Annotated in this window: 15 protein-coding genes and 1 tRNA gene; 12 read left to right on the forward strand and 4 right to left on the reverse strand. The window is 69.9% G+C overall.

Annotation, left to right across the window (positions count from 1 at the left end; translation table 11 throughout):
• The first annotated feature begins 25 nt into the window (after positions 1 to 25).
• From BT341_RS06855 to BT341_RS06865, 3 genes are all read left to right on the forward strand, one after another.
• Positions 26 to 805, forward strand: a complete 780-nt coding sequence (locus BT341_RS06855; protein WP_072475469.1) for an alpha/beta fold hydrolase — start codon at positions 26 to 28, stop codon at positions 803 to 805.
• Between the two features lie 116 nt (positions 806 to 921).
• The gene (locus BT341_RS06860) at positions 922 to 2613 is read left to right on the forward strand and encodes a bifunctional metallophosphatase/5'-nucleotidase (RefSeq protein WP_072475470.1); all 1692 of its coding nucleotides are present in this window, start codon (positions 922 to 924) and stop codon (positions 2611 to 2613) included.
• Positions 2614 to 2651: 38 nt separating this feature from the next.
• On the forward strand, positions 2652 to 2978 hold the full coding sequence (locus BT341_RS06865) for an MmcQ/YjbR family DNA-binding protein (RefSeq protein WP_072475471.1): 327 nt from the start codon (positions 2652 to 2654) through the stop codon (positions 2976 to 2978).
• Here BT341_RS06865 and BT341_RS06870 read toward each other — a convergent pair.
• Complete coding sequence (locus BT341_RS06870; RefSeq protein ID WP_084742782.1) at positions 2968 to 3501, reverse strand: GNAT family N-acetyltransferase; 534 nt, start codon at positions 3499 to 3501, stop codon at positions 2968 to 2970. The two genes, BT341_RS06865 and BT341_RS06870, sit on opposite strands and share 11 nt — an antisense overlap.
• An 8-nt stretch (positions 3502 to 3509) precedes the next feature.
• Entirely contained in the window at positions 3510 to 3887 is a 378-nt protein-coding gene (locus BT341_RS06875) for a nitroreductase family deazaflavin-dependent oxidoreductase (protein ID WP_072475472.1), read from the reverse strand.
• Positions 3888 to 3973: 86 nt separating this feature from the next.
• On the opposite strand from BT341_RS06875, the gene BT341_RS06880 reads away from it, so the two are divergent.
• The 5 genes from BT341_RS06880 (at position 3974) to BT341_RS06895 (ending at position 7625) form a co-directional block, all read left to right on the forward strand.
• Positions 3974 to 4624 (forward strand): hypothetical protein, encoded by a 651-nt coding sequence (locus BT341_RS06880; RefSeq protein WP_072475473.1) that lies wholly within the window; start codon positions 3974 to 3976, stop codon positions 4622 to 4624.
• A 91-nt stretch (positions 4625 to 4715) separates the two neighbouring features.
• Positions 4716 to 4874 carry a hypothetical protein gene (locus BT341_RS45200; RefSeq protein ID WP_177328755.1) on the forward strand — a complete coding sequence of 53 codons (159 nt, stop codon included), beginning with the start codon at positions 4716 to 4718 and terminating at the stop codon, positions 4872 to 4874.
• A gap of 362 nt (positions 4875 to 5236) precedes the next feature.
• On the forward strand, positions 5237 to 5587 hold the full coding sequence (locus tag BT341_RS06885) for a YciI family protein (RefSeq protein WP_072475474.1): 351 nt from the start codon (positions 5237 to 5239) through the stop codon (positions 5585 to 5587).
• The gene (locus BT341_RS06890) at positions 5584 to 6774 is read left to right on the forward strand and encodes an RNA polymerase sigma factor (RefSeq protein WP_072475475.1); all 1191 of its coding nucleotides are present in this window, start codon (positions 5584 to 5586) and stop codon (positions 6772 to 6774) included. Before BT341_RS06885 ends, BT341_RS06890 begins: the two co-directional genes overlap by 4 nt.
• Before the next feature lie 56 nt (positions 6775 to 6830).
• Entirely contained in the window at positions 6831 to 7625 is a 795-nt protein-coding gene (locus BT341_RS06895; protein WP_072475476.1) for a hypothetical protein, read from the forward strand.
• Between the two features lie 947 nt (positions 7626 to 8572).
• On the opposite strand, the gene BT341_RS06900 is transcribed toward BT341_RS06895, so the two are convergent.
• A tRNA-Gly gene (locus tag BT341_RS06900) sits at positions 8573 to 8643 on the reverse strand.
• 110 nt (positions 8644 to 8753) lie between these two features.
• On the opposite strand from BT341_RS06900, the gene BT341_RS06905 reads away from it, so the two are divergent.
• Both BT341_RS06905 and dcd read left to right on the forward strand, forming a co-directional pair.
• Entirely contained in the window at positions 8754 to 9947 is a 1194-nt protein-coding gene (locus BT341_RS06905; RefSeq protein WP_072475477.1) for an oxygenase MpaB family protein, read from the forward strand.
• Positions 9948 to 9969: 22 nt separating this feature from the next.
• A complete protein-coding gene (gene dcd / locus BT341_RS06910) occupies positions 9970 to 10551 on the forward strand; it encodes a dCTP deaminase (protein ID WP_072475478.1) in 582 nt (193 codons plus the stop codon).
• On the opposite strand, the gene BT341_RS06915 is transcribed toward dcd, so the two are convergent.
• Positions 10548 to 11741 carry an FAD-dependent oxidoreductase gene (locus BT341_RS06915; protein ID WP_072481819.1) on the reverse strand — a complete coding sequence of 398 codons (1194 nt, stop codon included), beginning with the start codon at positions 11739 to 11741 and terminating at the stop codon, positions 10548 to 10550. The genes dcd and BT341_RS06915 overlap by 4 nt on opposite strands.
• 73 nt (positions 11742 to 11814) lie before the next feature.
• Here BT341_RS06915 and BT341_RS06920 point away from each other — a divergent pair, with 73 nt between their 5' ends.
• A complete protein-coding gene (locus tag BT341_RS06920) occupies positions 11815 to 12285 on the forward strand; it encodes a MarR family winged helix-turn-helix transcriptional regulator (protein ID WP_072475479.1) in 471 nt (156 codons plus the stop codon).
• Between the two features lie 97 nt (positions 12286 to 12382).
• Positions 12383 to 16996, forward strand: coding sequence for a DUF7507 domain-containing protein (locus BT341_RS06925; protein WP_072475480.1), 4614 nt, complete (start codon positions 12383 to 12385; stop codon positions 16994 to 16996).
• Positions 16997 to 17011 lie beyond the last annotated feature (15 nt).

Below are 17011 nucleotides of genomic sequence, written 5' to 3' on the forward strand. Positions count from 1 at the left end.
TCGGCTCCGGCCTTACGCTCGGGTCATGGACGACGTTGTCTACGACCGCGCGGGCCGGGGCGAACCGCTGGTGCTCATCCACGGCATCGGGCACCGCCGTCAAGCGTGGGCGCCGGTGTTTCCGCTGCTCACGCCGTATCGCGACGTCATCGCCGTCGACCTGCCCGGCTTCGGCGACTCGCCCGAGCCGTCACGCGGGTACGGCATCGAGCCCGCCTTGGTGATGTTCAAGGAGCTGTTCACCGACCTCGGGCTCGACCGGCCGCACGTCGCCGGCAACTCGCTCGGCGGCCTGCTGTCCCTGGTGCTCGGGCAGGCCGGGCTCGTCCGCAGCGTCACGGCGCTGTCGCCGGCTGGGCTCTGGACGCGGCGGCAGAAGCTCTGCGCGATCGCCGCGCTCAAGGCCCATCGCGCGCTGGCTCAGCGCACGCCACCGCAGGTCGTGCGCCGTCTCGCCGCCACAGCCACCGGGCGCAAGGCGCTGACCGGGATGATCGTCGGGAAGCCGGCGCTGCTGAGCCCGGACACCGTCGTCGAGGACGCCCACGCGCTCGCTACCGCGCCGGGCTTCGAGCCGACCGCCGCGCAGTCGCGGGGCGACTTCCGCTTCACCGGGCCGGTCACCGGCGTCCCGGTGACCATCGCGTGGGCCGAGCAGGACCGCATCCTCGCCCGCCCGCGCCTCGCCGACCTGCGGAAGGTCGCGCCGGACGGGACGTTCCGGCTGCTGCCCGGATGCGGGCACGTGCCGATGAACGACGACCCCGCGCTCGTCGCCGAGGTGCTGCTCACGGGAAGCCGTTAGGTGACATTCGCTTTACGTCCGTCTTTTGACCCTGGTAGCTGACCGCTTCGCGAGGCAGAATCCTCCGCCGTGCGCCCGTTCGGGGACCTTGGGCGCGAATCGGAGGAAACACACGCATGAGGCTTTCAACCCGGCTCGCGGTACTCGCCGCGGCCGCGCTGGCGACGACGGCGGTGACCACCGCACCCGCGTTCGCCGGTCAGCGCCCGGACCCCACCACCGACGTCCGGATCATCGCGTTCAACGACCTGCACGGGAACCTCGAGCCGCCGAGCGGCTCCAGCGGCCGCGTCACGCAGTCCGACGGGACCACCGTGGACGCCGGCGGTGCGGCTTACCTCGCGACGCACGTGAAGCAGCTTCGCTCGCAGGTGCGCAACTCGCTCGTGCTGTCCGCCGGGGACAACATCGGCGCGTCGCCGGTGATCTCGGCGCTGTTCCACGACGAGCCGACCATCGACTTCCTCAACCAGCTCGGCGTCGGCGCGTCCGTCGTCGGCAACCACGAGTTCGACGAGGGCTACCAGGAGCTGCAGCGCATGCAGTTCGGCGGCTGCCACCCCACCGACGGCTGCCAGTTCCAGCCGCAGTTCAAGGGCGCGAACTTCCCGTTCCTCGGGTCCAATGTGTACTTCACCAACGGCCTGCCCGCGCTGTTGCCGTTCACCGTCAAGTTCGAAGGCGGCGTGCCGATCGGCATCATCGGCGCGACCCTGAAGGACCTGCCGACGGTCGTCACGCCGGAGGCCATCAAGGGCCTGAAGTTCGGTGACGAGGTCGAGGCGATCGACCGCACCGCGAACCTGCTCGACTTCTTCGGCGTCAAGTCGCAGATCGTGCTGCTGCACCAGGGCGACAGCACCGAGGTCGAGGGCCCGAACGACTGCAAGCTGCGGCCCGGCCCGGCCGCCGCGATCGCCGCCGCGGTCACCCCGAAGGTCGACGCGATCTTCACCGGGCACAGCCACCAGCAGTACAACTGCGTGATCAACGACCCGGCGGGCCAGCCGCGGCCGGTCATCCAGGGCTCGTCGTTCGGCAGGCTGCTCTCGGTCATGGACCTGAAGATCGACCTGAAGACCCGGGACGTCGTCCGGTCGCAGACCAAGGCGCGCAACGAGATCGTCACCCGCGACGTCACGCCGGACCCGGCCGTGGCCGCGCTGGTCGCCGACGCCAAGACGAAGGCCGCGCCGATCGCGAACAAGCCGGTCGGGACCATCACCGCGGACCTGCCGGCGGCGGGCAACGCGGCCGGTGAGTCGCCGCTCGGCGACGTCATCGCCGACGCACAGCTCGCGGGCACCCAGTCGAACAACGCGGTCATCGCCATCACCAACCCGGGCGGCATCCGCGCCGACCTGACGTACAAGTCGTCGCCGAACGGCGAGGGCGACGGCGTGGTGACCTACGGCGAGGCGTTCACCGTCCAGCCGTTCTCGAACATCATGCAGACGATCACGCTGACCGGCGCGAACCTGAAGAACGTGCTGGAGCAGCAGTGGCAGGGCACGACCACGCGCATCCTGCAGATCTCGAGCTCGCTGCACTACAGCTACTCGGCGTCCGCGCCGCAGGGCTCGCGGGTCTCGAACATCACGGTCAACGGCACGCCGGTCGACCCGGCGGCGTCGTACCGCGTGTCGGTGAACAACTTCCTCGCCGCCGGCGGTGACGGCTTCACCGAGTTCACCAAGGGCACCAACCTTTCGGGTGGTCCGGTGGACCTGGACGCGCTGATCGCGTACCTGGGCACCCACCCGAACCTGGCCCCGCCGGCGGCGGACCGGATCACGCGGCTGCCGTAGTTCCCGTTTCTGCAAGACACCTGGTCGACAATGAACCCATGACGACCTGGGAAGACGTCGTACGCCTGGCCTCGGAACTGCCCGAGGTCGAGGCGTCGACCTGGTACCGCACGCCCGCGCTGAAGGTGGCGGGCAAAGGGTTCGCGCGGCTGCGCACCGAGGCCGAAGGCGGCCTGGTCGTGATGTGCGGGCTCGACGAGAAGGCCGCGTTGCTGGACTCCGGCGACGCGGCCTTCTTCACGACACCGCACTACGACGGCCATGGCTCGATCATCGTCGACCTGGAGCGCGTCGACGTCGATCAGCTGCGCGAACTGCTCGAAGAGGCGTGGCGGCTGAAGGCGCCGCCCCGGCTCACCAGGTGAGCTCGCCCTTGAGCATGCTCATCAGGATCATGTCGTGGCGCTCGCCGTCCAGCCCGACGAACGACTCGCGGTGCCGGCCCTCCTCGACGAAGCCGATCTTGCGGTAGACGTGCCGGGCGGCCTCGTTCTCGGCGACCACCCAGAGCGTGATCTGGTGCAGGCGCATGTTGTTGAAGCCGTACCGGCACATCAGCCGCAGGGCTTCGGTGCCGTAGCCGCCGCCGCGGAACTCGGCGTCGCCGATGTAGACGTCCAGCTCGGCTTCGCCCACTTCGGGAACGGCATCACGCAGGTCGATGACGCCGATGAGCTTGTCATCGGCCTTGGCCACGATGCCGAGGACGACCTTCTCGTAGGTGTTGACCGCGCGCTCCTCGCAGCGCTTGCGGACCTGGGCCAGCGACAGCGGGTGGTCGTTGGTCATCCAGCGGCCGACCTCGGGGTCGTGCAGCCATGGGTGCAGCCGGTCGGCGTCCTCCGGTTCGAGCGCCCGCAGCCGGACGAGCTCCCCCTCGAGCAGCAAGGTTCCCCCTAGTCCCGCTTGAGCAGCAGGAAGTCGTGGACGTTCAGCAGGCCGAGGACCTGCCGCACGGGTGTCGGCATCGCTCGGCGCGACTCATCATGCACGACCTCCGCGCCGTGCACGCGGTAATTACGGCGCCGGGTGATCACCGTGGCGCCGTCCGCGGCCAGGACGTTCTTCACCCAGTCGGCGTCCGGCCCGTAGGTGAGGGCGACGACGAAGCCGCCGGGCGTGCGGAAGACGTTCACCGGCGTGCGGTACTCCCGGCCGGACTTCCGTCCTTTGTGGACGATCATGCCGAAGCCGGGCGCCCAGGGGGCGACGTGCTTGTTGATCCGGTTGGTCGCGACGCGGTTGAAGCGGGCGAGTCCCTTGGGTAGCACCATGCGGACATAATATCAACGATTGATGAATTATTCTCGTGATGACCCCGGATCCCCGCCGCGGTTGACCCGATGGTGGGATATGGCGCATGTCGACCGAATGGCCGCTGCGCCAGGACCCGGAAGCGCCGGTGATCATCGCGTACGCGCTGGTTTCCGACCCTGGTTCGCTCGGGTTCGTGGTCCTGGACGACGAGGACGACTGGTTCATCAGCGACGGCACCGAGCTGTCCGACGACGTGCAGGTCAACCGCGAAAGCTTCCGCAAGATGTCGCTGCGCGAAGCCGTCGAGCTGCTGCCGGAGCTGACCGCGCTGGCGGACCTGCCGACCGGGATGGCCGCCGACTGGGACCCGGAGCGCCGCACGTGGCTGCTCTCGTCGGTGACCGGTTCCGACGACGAGGACGAGGACGTCCGGTTGCTGGCCCAGCGCCGCGCCGCGTGGCAATACGAGGGCTCGCCGGACGACGAGGCCCAGATCAGCACGGGCCTGACCGAGATCCCGACGGCACCGGACGCGCCGGCCCGAGCGGTCCGCCAGGTGGTCCGCGAACAGGACGGCACCTGGCTGTTCGTCGGCTTCGAGGTCCCGGAGGCGGAGGACTTCGAGGTCGAGGGCCTGGAACTGGAGCACGTCGCGGGGCTGTACCCGGACGTGCGCAGCGTGCTGAAGGCCGCGCCGGGCCAGGTCTACGACCGCGCGACCCCGGACTCCGAGTGGGAACTCGTCGAGGGTTGACACATCTTTCGGGGGCCCGGGGCGAAGCCGCGGTCTTCGAACGCCGCGGGATCGCGGTTCGCCGCCAGGATCGAGACGAGGATCGGGCCGCATGACCCGGCCGCCGATCTCGACGTCCTCGGTGGGGAACCGCCAGGTCGCGTTCTGCGGCGTGCGGCCGGAGCGTCTCTTCGATGACGGCGGCGCGGTGCTGCGAGTCTTCCCGCGCTCGATCGGCTTCGTCCGGGGAGACCGGTCGAGACGAGCCTGACGGTCGTCTCGTGCCCGCCGACGAGGATCAGGAAGGCCATCGACGACCTCGGTCACCAGCCGTTCCAGGGCGTCGGTGGCTTCCCGGACCTTGGAGCCGTCCGTGTCGTCGGTTGGCCGCCACCTGTTCGTCGGTCAGCGCCGCTCGGGAAGCCGAGCCGGTGCGGTGGTCGTTCGCGTAGCCAGGCGTAGGCGGGTGAGGGGTCGCGATCGAAGTCCGGACCGGACAGCTCGGCCTCTGCCATGCCGTCCACCGCGCCCGCGCGAGAATCCAGGCCACAAGTGTCCCGGAGCGGCTTCGCCCGTTCGTCCTTACAGTGAGATCCGGCGATCGGCGCCGGTCAGGACCTGTGAGGAGCTGTCATGCCCCAGTACGCCGCCATCATCTACGCCTCCGACGTCGACCCGACCCGGCCCGAAGCCGCCGAAATGATGAAGGACTACGACGAGTTCGGTGCCGGCGCCCGCGCGGTCATCCGCGGCGGTGCGGCGCTGTACCCGACGGCGACCGCGACGACGGTCCGCGTCACCGGCGGCAAGGGCGGCGACATCGTCACCAGCGACGGCCCGTACGCGGAGACCAAGGAAGCGCTGACCGGCTTCTACCTGCTCGAATGCGCCGACCTCGACGAAGCCGTCCAGGTCGCGGCGCGGATCCCGGGTGCCTGGGACGGCGCGATCGAGGTCCGGCCGGTCGTCGACTTCGGCAAGTGACCGGCGCCGGGGACGCGGTCGCGCGGCTGGTCCGGGACGAGGGCACCCGGGTACTGGCCACGCTGGTCCGCGTCACCGGCAGCGTCGACCTGGCCGAGGACGCGGTCCAGGACGCCGTCGTGCGCGCGCTCGAGACGTGGCCGCGCGACGGCGTCCCCGCCAACCCGCGCGGCTGGCTGCTGGTGGCGGCCCGGCGTCGCGCGGTCGACGTGGTCCGCCGCGAGGCGAAGCGCCTGGGGAAGGAGGCGGACGCGATGCCCGCCGTCGACCCCTGCCCGGACCCGGTCTCGGTCCGCGACGACCTGCTGCGCCTGGTCTTCACCTGCTGTCACCCCGCGTTGTCGCTGGAGGCGCAGGTCGCCTTGGCGCTTCGGACATTGGGCGGTTTGTCGACCGCGGAGGTCGCACGCGCGTTGCTGGTCCCCGAAGCGACGATGGCGAAGCGCCTGACGCGGGCGAAGCAGAAGATCGCGACGGCTCGGATCCCGTACCGGGTACCCGCGGCGGAAGAGCTGCCGGCGCGGCTGGCCGGAGTGGCGTCGACGGTGTACCTGATCTTCAACGAGGGGTACACGGGCCGCGTGTCGCTGCTTTCCGAGGGCGTCCGCCTGGCGCGCCTGCTGGTCGAGCTGATGCCGGACGAGCCGACAGCGCTCGGGTTGCTGGCGTTGGTGCTGCTGCAGGACGCCCGCCGCGCGGCGCGGTTCCTCCCGGGCGGCGAGCCGGTGCTGCTGTCGGAGCAGGACCGTTCGAAGTGGGACGCGTCGCTGATCAAGGAGGGCGTCGCACTGGTGAGCGTCGGCTTGCGCCGGACGCCGTCGATACCGAACGCGTACGTGGTGCAGGCGGCGATCGCGGCCTGCCACGACCTCGCGCCCACGTACGCCGAGACGAACTGGGACGCGGTGATCTCCTGGTACGACGTGCTGTTGACGGTCCAGGACACCCCGGTGGTCCGCCTGAACCGCGCGGCGGCGGTGGCCGAGCGGGACGGGCCGTCGGTGGCGTTGGCGCTGGTGGACGCGTTGCCGGAGCTGGCGGATTACCCGTGGTGGCATGCGTCGCGGGCGGAGTTGCTGCACCGCCTGGGTTCGCCGTCGGCCGGTGAGGCGTTGGACCGCGCGGTGGAAACCGGGCTTCCGGCGCCGCACGCCGCCCGGCTGCGAGCCCGAATTGACGGTAAATAGGCCGTGGTCGTATCGGCACCTTGGTCCTCCGCGCCCGGATGGCATTGAATGACGTCATGAACGGCATCGAAGGCCCGGAAAAGCTGGACGAGGCACTCGCCAAGCGATGGAAATCGGCGGTGGCGAACTTCGGGGTCGTCATCGTGGTCGTGACGGTCGGGCTGGCCGCGCTGCGCCTGTTGTTCGTCTCGAAGGGTGACTGGGCGGTCATCGTTTCGCTCGTTTCCGCGATGAACGTCAAAACCATTCTTCTCGGTTCCCTGCTTCCGGCCGCGCCGGCGGTTTTCGTGTTGATTACCGTGGTTTTGGCGATCTACTTCGACAACCGGGCGATGGTGGACGCGTCGAACAGGCACGAGATGGATGTCTGGAAGCTCTCGTGCGTGGTGCTCGCGATCATCCTGCTGCCGTTCTCGACGTTCGCGGCGGCCGGGTCGGCGGTGCTGATGGGCGTGCTGTGGATGTTCGCCAGGCGCTTCAAGAAACGGCGTCTGGAGAGGGCGGCGCGCTCCGCCGGGCCGGGGGACGCACCGGACGCCGTGGCCGACCGGCTGGGCTTGGTGGCGGTTCCGTTCGGGATCTTCCTGGTGGTGTTGAACATGCTCGGCTCCCCGATTTGGCTGCCGGCGGAGCTGCTCGAACTGAAGGGCCAGCCGAACCGGGTGGTGAGCGTCCTCGACTCGGCGAACGGCGACCTGGTGCTGTGGTACGACAACACGACACAGGTGGTGCGGGTCAAGCAGGCGGATGTGCTTTCCCGGCAGATCTGCGACCGCCGTGGAAGCGCACTGTGGAGCCAGTCGATGACGTTCGTCTTCAACGGTGGCCCGAAGACGCCCCCGTGTCCGTAGCCGGACGAAGAAAGCCCCAGGGAGACCTGGGGCTTTCTCGCTGAGAGCGGATGACGGGAATCGAACCCGCGTATTCAGCTTGGGAACCAGGGTGATCATGCTCGACAGTGGCCCTGACCTGCGGACGGAGCTGTCTTGCGGTACCCGCTGTTGACCTTGGTTGACCGGCCTGAATGGCACGCTAATGGCATGACCTGAGCCCCCACCCACACCTCCCCCGTCACCCCGATACGAAGCCAGCACGCGGCCGGTGCTACCGGCCGTTGTCACGATCCGGCTTCGGGGTGGCGGGTCTACCGATCTGGGAGCTTGTTGGTCAGGGCGTACATGGCGCTGGTCAGGTCGGCGGCACCCTTGAGCGTGATCGACGGGTCTTCCATGTCCCTGAGCTGGTGGAAGATGGCCAAGAGTGCCTCGGCGGTTGCCAGGCTGATCGGATCGGCCTTGCTCTTGCCTGCTCGATGGCCCGGCGTGCTGCTGCGGCGTGAGCGCCTGCTGCGGCTCGGTCAGAGGTCGACATGTCTTCGACCCTGCCAGCGGACGTGTGAACGGTAACTAGGCCGAAGAGCTGATCGCTGCCAGCGGCGGCGCGCTATGCGATCGATCGCTGCGGCAGGCCCACCCGGCGGCCGGCGGCCGGCGGAGCGGCAAGCCGTCCGTGCCGCGAGCGGGTGGGCCGCCGTACGGCAGGTGACGTGCGCGCCGCCGCTGGCGGCGCCTTGACCAGCGGGCGACCAGTGACGCTGACAAGCAGATCGCGGACCGGCTGTCCAAGCTCGTCGACCGGCACCGCAAGGGCACCACCCCGGACGACGACGAAGATCAGGACGGCCAACCCTTCCCGGTCGGCTAATGGCACATTAATGGCACGCGAGAAGTGAAGGCCCGAGATAAAGAAAGCCCCAGGTCCACAATAGACACCGTGTGACCTGAGGCTTCTCGCTGAGAGCGGATGACGGGAATCGAACCCGCGTATTCAGCTTGGGAAGCTGATGTTCTACCATTGAACTACATCCGCAGTGCGTCGTCAGCATACACGGCGTCGTGATCCCCTTGTCCAGGCCCCTCCCTCCTTGACGTCCGCGTGTCATGTGACAACACTTGTTGTCGACCTCGGAGGTGAGTGCCATGGACGAGCCCGAGCTGTTCCGGCAAGGCGGGTTCCGGCTGGCCCAGCGGCTGTTCATCGAGGGTGACATCCGGGGTGACGAACGGCAGGTCGCCCGCATCCGGGAGTTCGCGCAGGTCCAGGACAAGCTGGCCGACGACGTCGTCGCCTGGATGGCGCAGCTGCCGAAGGGGCAGGGCCGTCGGCTCTTCGAAGACGCGCTCCGGGGCGGGACTCCGGCACCCGGGCCGGTCAAGGCGTTCTTCGACCAGGTCAACGCCAAGCCGTACTGGGTCGACGACGAGCGGCTGGACCGCGGCGCCAAGGCCATCACCCGGGCCGGCCTGCTCGGCCTGTTCCCGCTCGGCGACATGTCGCTGATGGGCGGCTACCTCGCCTCACGGGCCACGAAATCCCTGGTCGGGACCGGAGAGATCGAGTACAAGGCCACCCGGCGGCTCGTCGAGACCGCCACCTGGTGGATCGACGTCACCACGCCCGGCGCGCTCAAACACGGCGAGCAGGGTTACGCCTCCGCGCTCCGGATCCGGCTCGTGCACGCCCACGTGCGCGCGGCGATGAACCGGCGTGACGACTGGGACTACGCGGCCTGGGACCGGCCCGTCAACCAAGTCCAGACCGCCGGGACGCTCCTGCTCTTCTCCCTCGTCTACGTCTTCGGCACGCAGCTGCTCGGCCTCCGCTACTCCGCGCGCGAACGCGGTGACATCCTGCACCTCTGGCGCTACATCGGCTGGCTCATGGGCGTCGACGACGAACTGCTCCCGACCGGCGAAGAGGATGCCTGGCGCCTGCTCTGGCTGCTCGCGGCCACCGAGTTCATCCCCGACGACGACTCGAAACGCCTGGCCAAGGCGCTGATCGAAGCCAACGCCGCCGTCGGGGAGGGGCGCGGGGCCGTCGGGAAGGTGCTGTCCCACGTCTCCGTCGCGGTGCACTCGTCGATCAGCAGGCTCGTGCTGGGGAAGGCCAACGCCGACTTCCTCGGCCTGCCGAACGATCCCGTCGCACAGGCCGCGATCGTCGCCGTGGCGGGCGTCAACTTCGCCGCCGAGACCGTGCGGCGGTTCATCCCCGGCGCCACGGCGCTGCAGGAACGGATCGGCGAGGCCGGGCGCCGCGGGTACGTGAAGCGGCTCGAGAAGATCTTCGCGCCCGACACGTCCTACGCGCAGCACATGCGGGTCGCCTGAGCACACCGGATAGGCTTCGGCCGTGCTGCTCAGTGACCGTGACCTCCGCAAAGAGCTCGACGCCGGCCGGCTCGGCATCGACCCCTTCGACCCCGCCATGGTCCAGCCGTCCAGCATCGACGTCCGGCTCGACCGGTTCTTCCGGGTCTTCGACAACAGCAAGTACACCCACATCGACCCGCAGCTGCAGCAGGACGAGCTGACCTCGCTGGTCGAGAAGGAGGGCGACGAGCCCTTCGTGCTGCACCCGGGCGAGTTCGTCCTCGGCTCGACGTTCGAGCTCGTCACCCTGGCCGACGACCTCGCCGGCCGCCTCGAGGGCAAGTCGTCGCTCGGCCGGCTCGGGCTGCTCACGCACTCGACCGCCGGATTCATCGACCCCGGCTTCTCCGGGCACATCACCCTCGAGCTGTCGAACGTCGCGAACCTGCCGATCACGCTCTGGCCGGGCATGAAGATCGGCCAGCTGTGCATCTTCCGGCTCTCCAGCGCCGCCGAGTTCCCGTACGGTTCGAGCGAGGCCGGGTCCCGCTACCAGGGGCAGCGCGGCCCGACCCCGAGCCGGGCGTACCAGAACTTCCACCGCGTCGACACCTGGCGCTAGGCCGCGATCTTTTCGTTCCACTCGATGTGGTGATTCCACATGAAGGCGTTCGGGTCCTCGTCGAACGGCTTCGCGAACACCCGCTTGATGAAGAAGTCACGGACGACGCGGCCGACCGGGCCGATCACCTTCTGGTCGCCGTTGCGCTTCCCGGCCGCGACCACGGCCTCGACGCGCTCGCGCCGCAGGCTCTCGTAGGTGGCGAGCGCCTGCTCGACGTCCGGCACGTCCCGCAGGCATTTGCCCAGCGTGACGGCGTCTTCGATGGCCATCGACGCGCCCTGGCCCGCCGCCGGTGACGTCGCGTGCGCCGCGTCGCCGATGATCACCATGCGGCCGCGGTGCCAGACCGGGACCCGTGGGAAGTCGTACGTCGGCCAAGCCGGGTAGAGCTCGCGCGTCGCGCGGATGATGTCGGCGGCCGGTGTCCGGTCGCGCGCCACCAGGTGCAGCAGCTCCGCGCGCAGTTTCTCGCCGGCCAGCGTGGCCAGCTCGGACGCCGTCGGCTCGGTCTTGCGGGCCGGGTTGGCGAACCACCAGACGCGGCCGTCCGGGCTGACGACGTGGCAGAAGAACACGCGCTTGCCGAACACCATGTTCAGCACGCCCGGCTCGTCCGGCAGCGTCAGTCCTTCGGCGAAGCCGCCGGTGTTGAGCAACGGCACGTACCGCGGCGCCGGCGCGTCCGGGTCGATGATCGTCCGGACCTGCGAGCGCAGGCCGTCGGCGCCGATCAGGAGGTCGCCCTCGGCGTGTGAGCCGTCCGAAAACTCGGCTCTGACCTGCGAAGACGTCTGGCTCGCGCCAATCAGCCGCTTGCCGTACTCGGCGGCGATGCCGCGCCGGGCGGCCTCGTCCCGCAGGGCGACGTAAAGGTCGGAGCGCAGCACGGTCTGGCTGACCGTGCCGTCCGGGAGCGCTCCGCCCAGCGGGAACTCCGCCAGCCGCGTGCCGTTGCCGAGGGCGATCGACATGCGCGGCGAGTCGAAGCCGGCGCTGCGGACCACGTCCTTCAGACCGAGTGGCAGCAGCGCGTCCAGGCCGTTCACCGCCAGCGTCAGGAACGCGCCGACGCCCTCGGCGCCCCGGTCGTACGCCTCGAACAGCACCGGCTCGTGGCCGGCCTCGTGCAGCGCGATGGCGGTGATCGTGCCCGCGATGCCGCCGCCGATGACCAGTGCTCGTGCCATGTCGTTCATCCCATCGAATCTCTTAAAAACTAATTCGTTCTGTCGAACTAAAGGGTGCGCTAGGCTGTGCGCCGTGTCAAGCGAGCGAGCGAAACTGGTCGAGAAAGTGCTGCTCAGGTCGCGAGAGCTGTCGACGGAGACGGTCATGTTCCACACCGCGATCTCCCAGACCCGCGGGCTGTCCGCGGTCGAGAGCAAGGTGCTGGACTATGTCGCCCGGTTCGGGCCGCAGACGCCGAAGGACCTCGCGCGGCACTCCGGCCTCGCGCCCGCGTCGGTGACGGCGATGATCGACCGGCTGGAGCGCAAGGGCATCGTCAACCGGGAGCCGCACCCGGAGGACCGGCGCCGCGTGCTCATCGCGCTGGACAAGGAGGCTCTCGCGAGCGGCGTGCACCTGTGGGACCACCTCGTCAAGCGCATGCACGAGCTGTGCGAGCGCTACTCCGACGACGAGCTCCGCACGGTGATCGGCTTCATCGAGGCGGCCGCCGCGCTGACCCACGAGTCGACGGCGAAGCTGACCGGCGCCACGGACGGGTGAGAACTGCGGCGTAAACCCCACTTTCGTGCCAGGCTCCGGGACGTCGTCTCGGCCTCGGAGGTGGCTGTTGCCCGAAAGACCGCTGCGCTTGGTTCTGTTGCCCGCACTGGTCTTCCTGGCCTCGGTCGTGGCGCCGGTGGCGCGCGCGGCCGCGGCCGTCCCGTTCACGGTCGGCTACGACGATGTCGTCTACGGCGACTTCCTGTACGCGGGCAACGGCGTCCTGCGCTGCCCCGTCGACGCCGACCACGCGCCGGTCAAGGGGCCCGTGGGCACGCCAACGGCGTGCGCGAACAGCGCGGACCGCAAGGACACCCTGGGCAACGACGACTTCTTCATGCAGTGGGCGGACGTCGACGGCGATCCGGGCACGTTCGACTCGGCCGGCGCGTCGGTGAGCATCCCGCCGGGCGCGCGGGTCGTCTTCGCGCGGCTGAACTGGGCCGGCAGCACGGCACCCTGCGGTGTCGCGCCGCCCGGGACACCGGCGGCGCAGAACGTCCGGCTCTCGGTGGGCAGCGTGGAACCCGTCGACGTCGCGCCTTCCGCGTTCGCCGAGGACGGCCAGTACTACGCCGCGCACGCCGACGTGACCGCCCGGTTCGCGGGCGCGCCGACCGGGAGCCCGCTCGACGTGACGGTCGGCAACGTCTGGGCTCCCCGGGGTTTCGGCTGTGTGGGCGGCTGGTCGATCGCGCTGGTTTACGCGTACCCGCAGCGCAATCCGGATTTCGCGCCGAACAAGCGCAAGATCGTCGTCTACGACGGGCACGTGCGGCAGACCGCCGGCGCCCCGCCCGCGGAAACGGCGATCACCGGCTTCCGCGCGACGGCCGCCGACGCGCACATCGGCGTCACGGCCTACGACGGCGACTGGGGCGGCTCCGGCGACCGGTTCCTGGTCGACGGCACCCCGGCCGCCGAGCCCGCGACCGGCGGAACGTCGAACTTCTTCATCTCCAACGCCGACAACGCCGCCGCGCCGCGGGTGAAGAACAACTTCAGCGTGGACGCGAAGGCGTTCAACATCGACAGCATCCCAGCGGGCGCGACGAGCGCGAAGCTCGCCTTCGTCACCAGCGGCGACGACTACCTCGCGCAGAACATGGCGTTCTCGGTGCCGGTGCCCGAGCTGCAGCTCGCGATGCGCGCGAAGCAGCCGAAGGCGCACGCCGGTGACCCGGTCACGTTCGCCGTCGCGGTGACGAACCCCGGCAGCGTCGCCGCGTCCGGTGTGCAGGTGGCCGACGAGACGTTTCCCGCGTGCGCCAAGCAGATCGGCACGCTCGCACCGGCCCAGACCGTCACCTACGACTGCACGGCCATCGCGATGGCTGACGACTTCACGAACACGGCGAAGGTGACGGGCACGAGCGCGCTCGGAGACGCGCTCGACGGCGTCGCGGCCGTGGCGGTCGACGTCCTGCACCCGGCGCTGGGCATGACGAAGACGGCCGACAAGGTTGCCTACCGCGCCGGTGACGCGGCGGTGTTCACGATCAATGTCACGAACACCGGCGACACGAGCCTCGCCGACCTGCGGGTCAGCGACCCGAAGACACCGTCGTGCGCGCTGGCCGGAAGTCTTGCTCCGGGCGAAAGCCGCACCCGGACGTGCGCGGCTCAGGCCCCGATCGCCGACGGAGTCAACACGGCGAGCGCGGTGGCCACCGACGAGCTGGGCAAGCAGGTCACGGCGACCGCCGACGCGCCGGCGCCGACGATCGCGCCCGCGATCGAGGTCACCAAGACCGCGGACCCGCCGGTGGTCCACGCGGGCGACGCCGTCTCGTTCACGGTCACGGTGAAGAACACCGGCGACAGCCCACTGGCACCGGTCAAGGTCACCGACGACACGACGACATCGTGCTCGCGCACGTTCGACGGCCTTGCCGCGGGCGCAACGCGGAGTTACTCGTGCACGGCGAACCCACCGTCGACGACCACCTCGCACGCGACGGCCACAGGCGCCGACCTGTCGGGCCGCCCGGTGACGGCGACCGCGTCGGCGACGGTCACGGTGATCACGCCGGTGCTGACGCTGACGAAGAACGCGGCGCCGGCCATCGTGCGCGCAGGCGACCCGGTCACGTACACGATCACGGTCGCCAACGCCGGTGACGCGCCGCTGACGGAAGTCGCGGTCACGGACGACCGGACTCCGGCGTGCACCAGGACGATCGGCGCGCTGCCACCGCAGGGCGGGCAGACGTACACGTGCACGGCACCGGCCCCGCCGGACGACTTCACCAACACGGCGGCCGCGTCGGGCAAGGACGAGCTGGGCCGCACGGTGAAGGTCACGGTCGACGCGGTGGTGGACGTGATCCACCCGGCGGTGGCCCTGTCGGCCCAGGCATCACCGGCAGCGGTCCGCGAAGGCGACCGCGTGACGTGGACGATCACGGCAACCAACACGGGTGACGTGCCACTGGCCGACGCGGCGGTAGCGGACGACCAGGTCCCGGCCTGCGCGAAGCCCCTCGGCACGCTCGCGCCCCAGGGCAGCACGACGTACACGTGCACGACGGTGGCGGGCGCCACGGGCTTGACGAACAGGCCGACGGTGACGGGCGTGGACCCGACGGCCCGCCCGGTGACGGCCAGCACAGAGGCGACCTTCGCCGTGCAGCACCCAGCGGTGGCAGTCACGGCGCAGTTGCAGGGAGGCCCGTTCCGCGAGGGCGACGCTGTGCCGCTGCGCGTGGAGGTGCGCAACACGGGTGACGTGCCGTTGACGGGTGTCCGGGTCACGGACTCGACCGCCAGTGCACCGCAGGCTCCGGCCACACAGGGTCCGGCCGCCGAGGGTTCGGCTGCGTGGGCACCAGCTGCCGAGGGTTCGGCTGCGCGGGCACCGGCCGCCGAGGGCCCGGCCGCGCGGGCACCAGCTGCCGAGGGCCCGGCCGCGTGGGCACCAGCTGCCGAGGGCCCGGCCGCGCAGGTGCCAGCCATGCCTGCGCAGGCTCCCGGCACGCCAGCCACCCACACCGCGCACCCCGGCTCCGGGCCGCAGGCGCGGGCCACCGGCTGTGCCCAGGTCCTCGATGGCGCCCTCGACCCCGGCGGCACCCGGGTCTACGCCTGCGCCGTCACCGCCCCGGCCGACGACGTCACCGTGGCCGTTCAGGTCACCGGCATCCCGCCGACCGGCCCCGCCGTGGCCGCCGCTGCCACCGCGACCGTCGACGTCATCCATCCGGCCATCGCGATCAGCAGGACTGTCGACCCGACCATGGTCCGTCCTGGCGATACCGTCACCTCGGCCATCACGGTCACCAACACCGGCGACAGCCCGCTCCGCGATGTCTCCGTAGCCGACCAGCTCGCCCCGGCCTGCACCAAAGCCCTTGGCACGCTGGAACCGCAGGCAACGCAGACCTACACCTGCGCCCAAACCGCCGGGAACACCGACTTCACCGCCACCGCGCGCGTCACCGGTACCGACGCCACGAACCGTCCCGTGACCGCCACCGCCGGCCGACCGGTCGATGTCATCCACCCGGCGGTCACCATCGCCGACGACGCCACGCCCGCACAGGTCCGGCAAGGCGACACCGTCACATTCACCCTCGTCGTCGCGAACACCGGCGATGTCCCGCTCACCGACGTGTCCATTGCGGACAGTCGCACTCCGGCGTGCGCTCAGTCCATCGGCACCCTCCCTCCCGGCGCTCTCCAACGCCGCTCCTGCAAGGTAAACGCCGGCACCGACAATTTCGTGAGCTCGGCCACCGTAACCGGAACCGATCCGACGAAACGCCAGGTCAGCGCCACCGACGACGCGGCGTACACCGTCCTGCACCCCGGGCTCTCGATCACGCAGCACACCAACGGCCCCTACCGCCAAGGCGACACCGTGACGTTCACGGTCACCGTCACGAACACCGGCGACGGGCCGCTGACCGCCGTCACCGTCACGGACAACCAAGCCCCGAGCTGCGCAAAGACGTTCGACAAGCTGGAAGCCGGCGCCATGCAGAAATACGACTGCGCCATGACGGCACCCCAGGACGACGTCACGACCACCGTCGAAGCCCGCGCCACGGCTCCGGTCGGGCCGCCGGTCAGCGCGCAGGACACCGCGGCCGTCGACGTCATCCATCCCGGCCTGAAGATCACGAAAACGGCTGAACCGAGCATCGCCCGCCCGGGTGACGAGATCACGTTCACGATCACCGTTCGCAACACCGGCGACGTTCCGCTCAGCGAAGTGTCTATTGTGGACAAGGACTCCTGCGTGAAGAAGCTCGGCACGCTCGAACCCGCAGCCCGGCAGGTCTACACCTGCGCCGCCAAGGCGCCGAGCGACGACTTCACCGCCGCCGCGAACGTAACAGGAATGGACCCGACCGGTCGCCCAGCGCAATCGAAAGCCGAAGTGAAAATCGACGTCGTCCACCCCGAGATCGCGTTGATGAAGGACGCCACCCCGTACGAAGTCCGCGAAGGCGACACGGTTACCTTCGCCGTTCTCATCAAGAATATCGGCGACGTCCCGCTGACCGCCGTCTCGGTCGTGGACGATCACACGCCGTCGTGTGCGCACGCCGTGCCGGAGCTCGCGGCCGACGCCGAATTCTCCTATACCTGCACGACCGTCGCCGGGAAACAGGGGTTCTCGGGCAAGGCGACCGTCACCGGCCAGGATCCGACGGGGCGCCCGGTGTCGGCGTCCGGTGAGGCTGCCTTCATCGTCCGAAGCGGCTGAATGGAGTAACGCGCA

The sequence above is a fragment of the Amycolatopsis australiensis genome, from assembly GCF_900119165.1.
GTDB classification, from domain to species: Bacteria; Actinomycetota; Actinomycetes; order Mycobacteriales; family Pseudonocardiaceae; genus Amycolatopsis; species Amycolatopsis australiensis.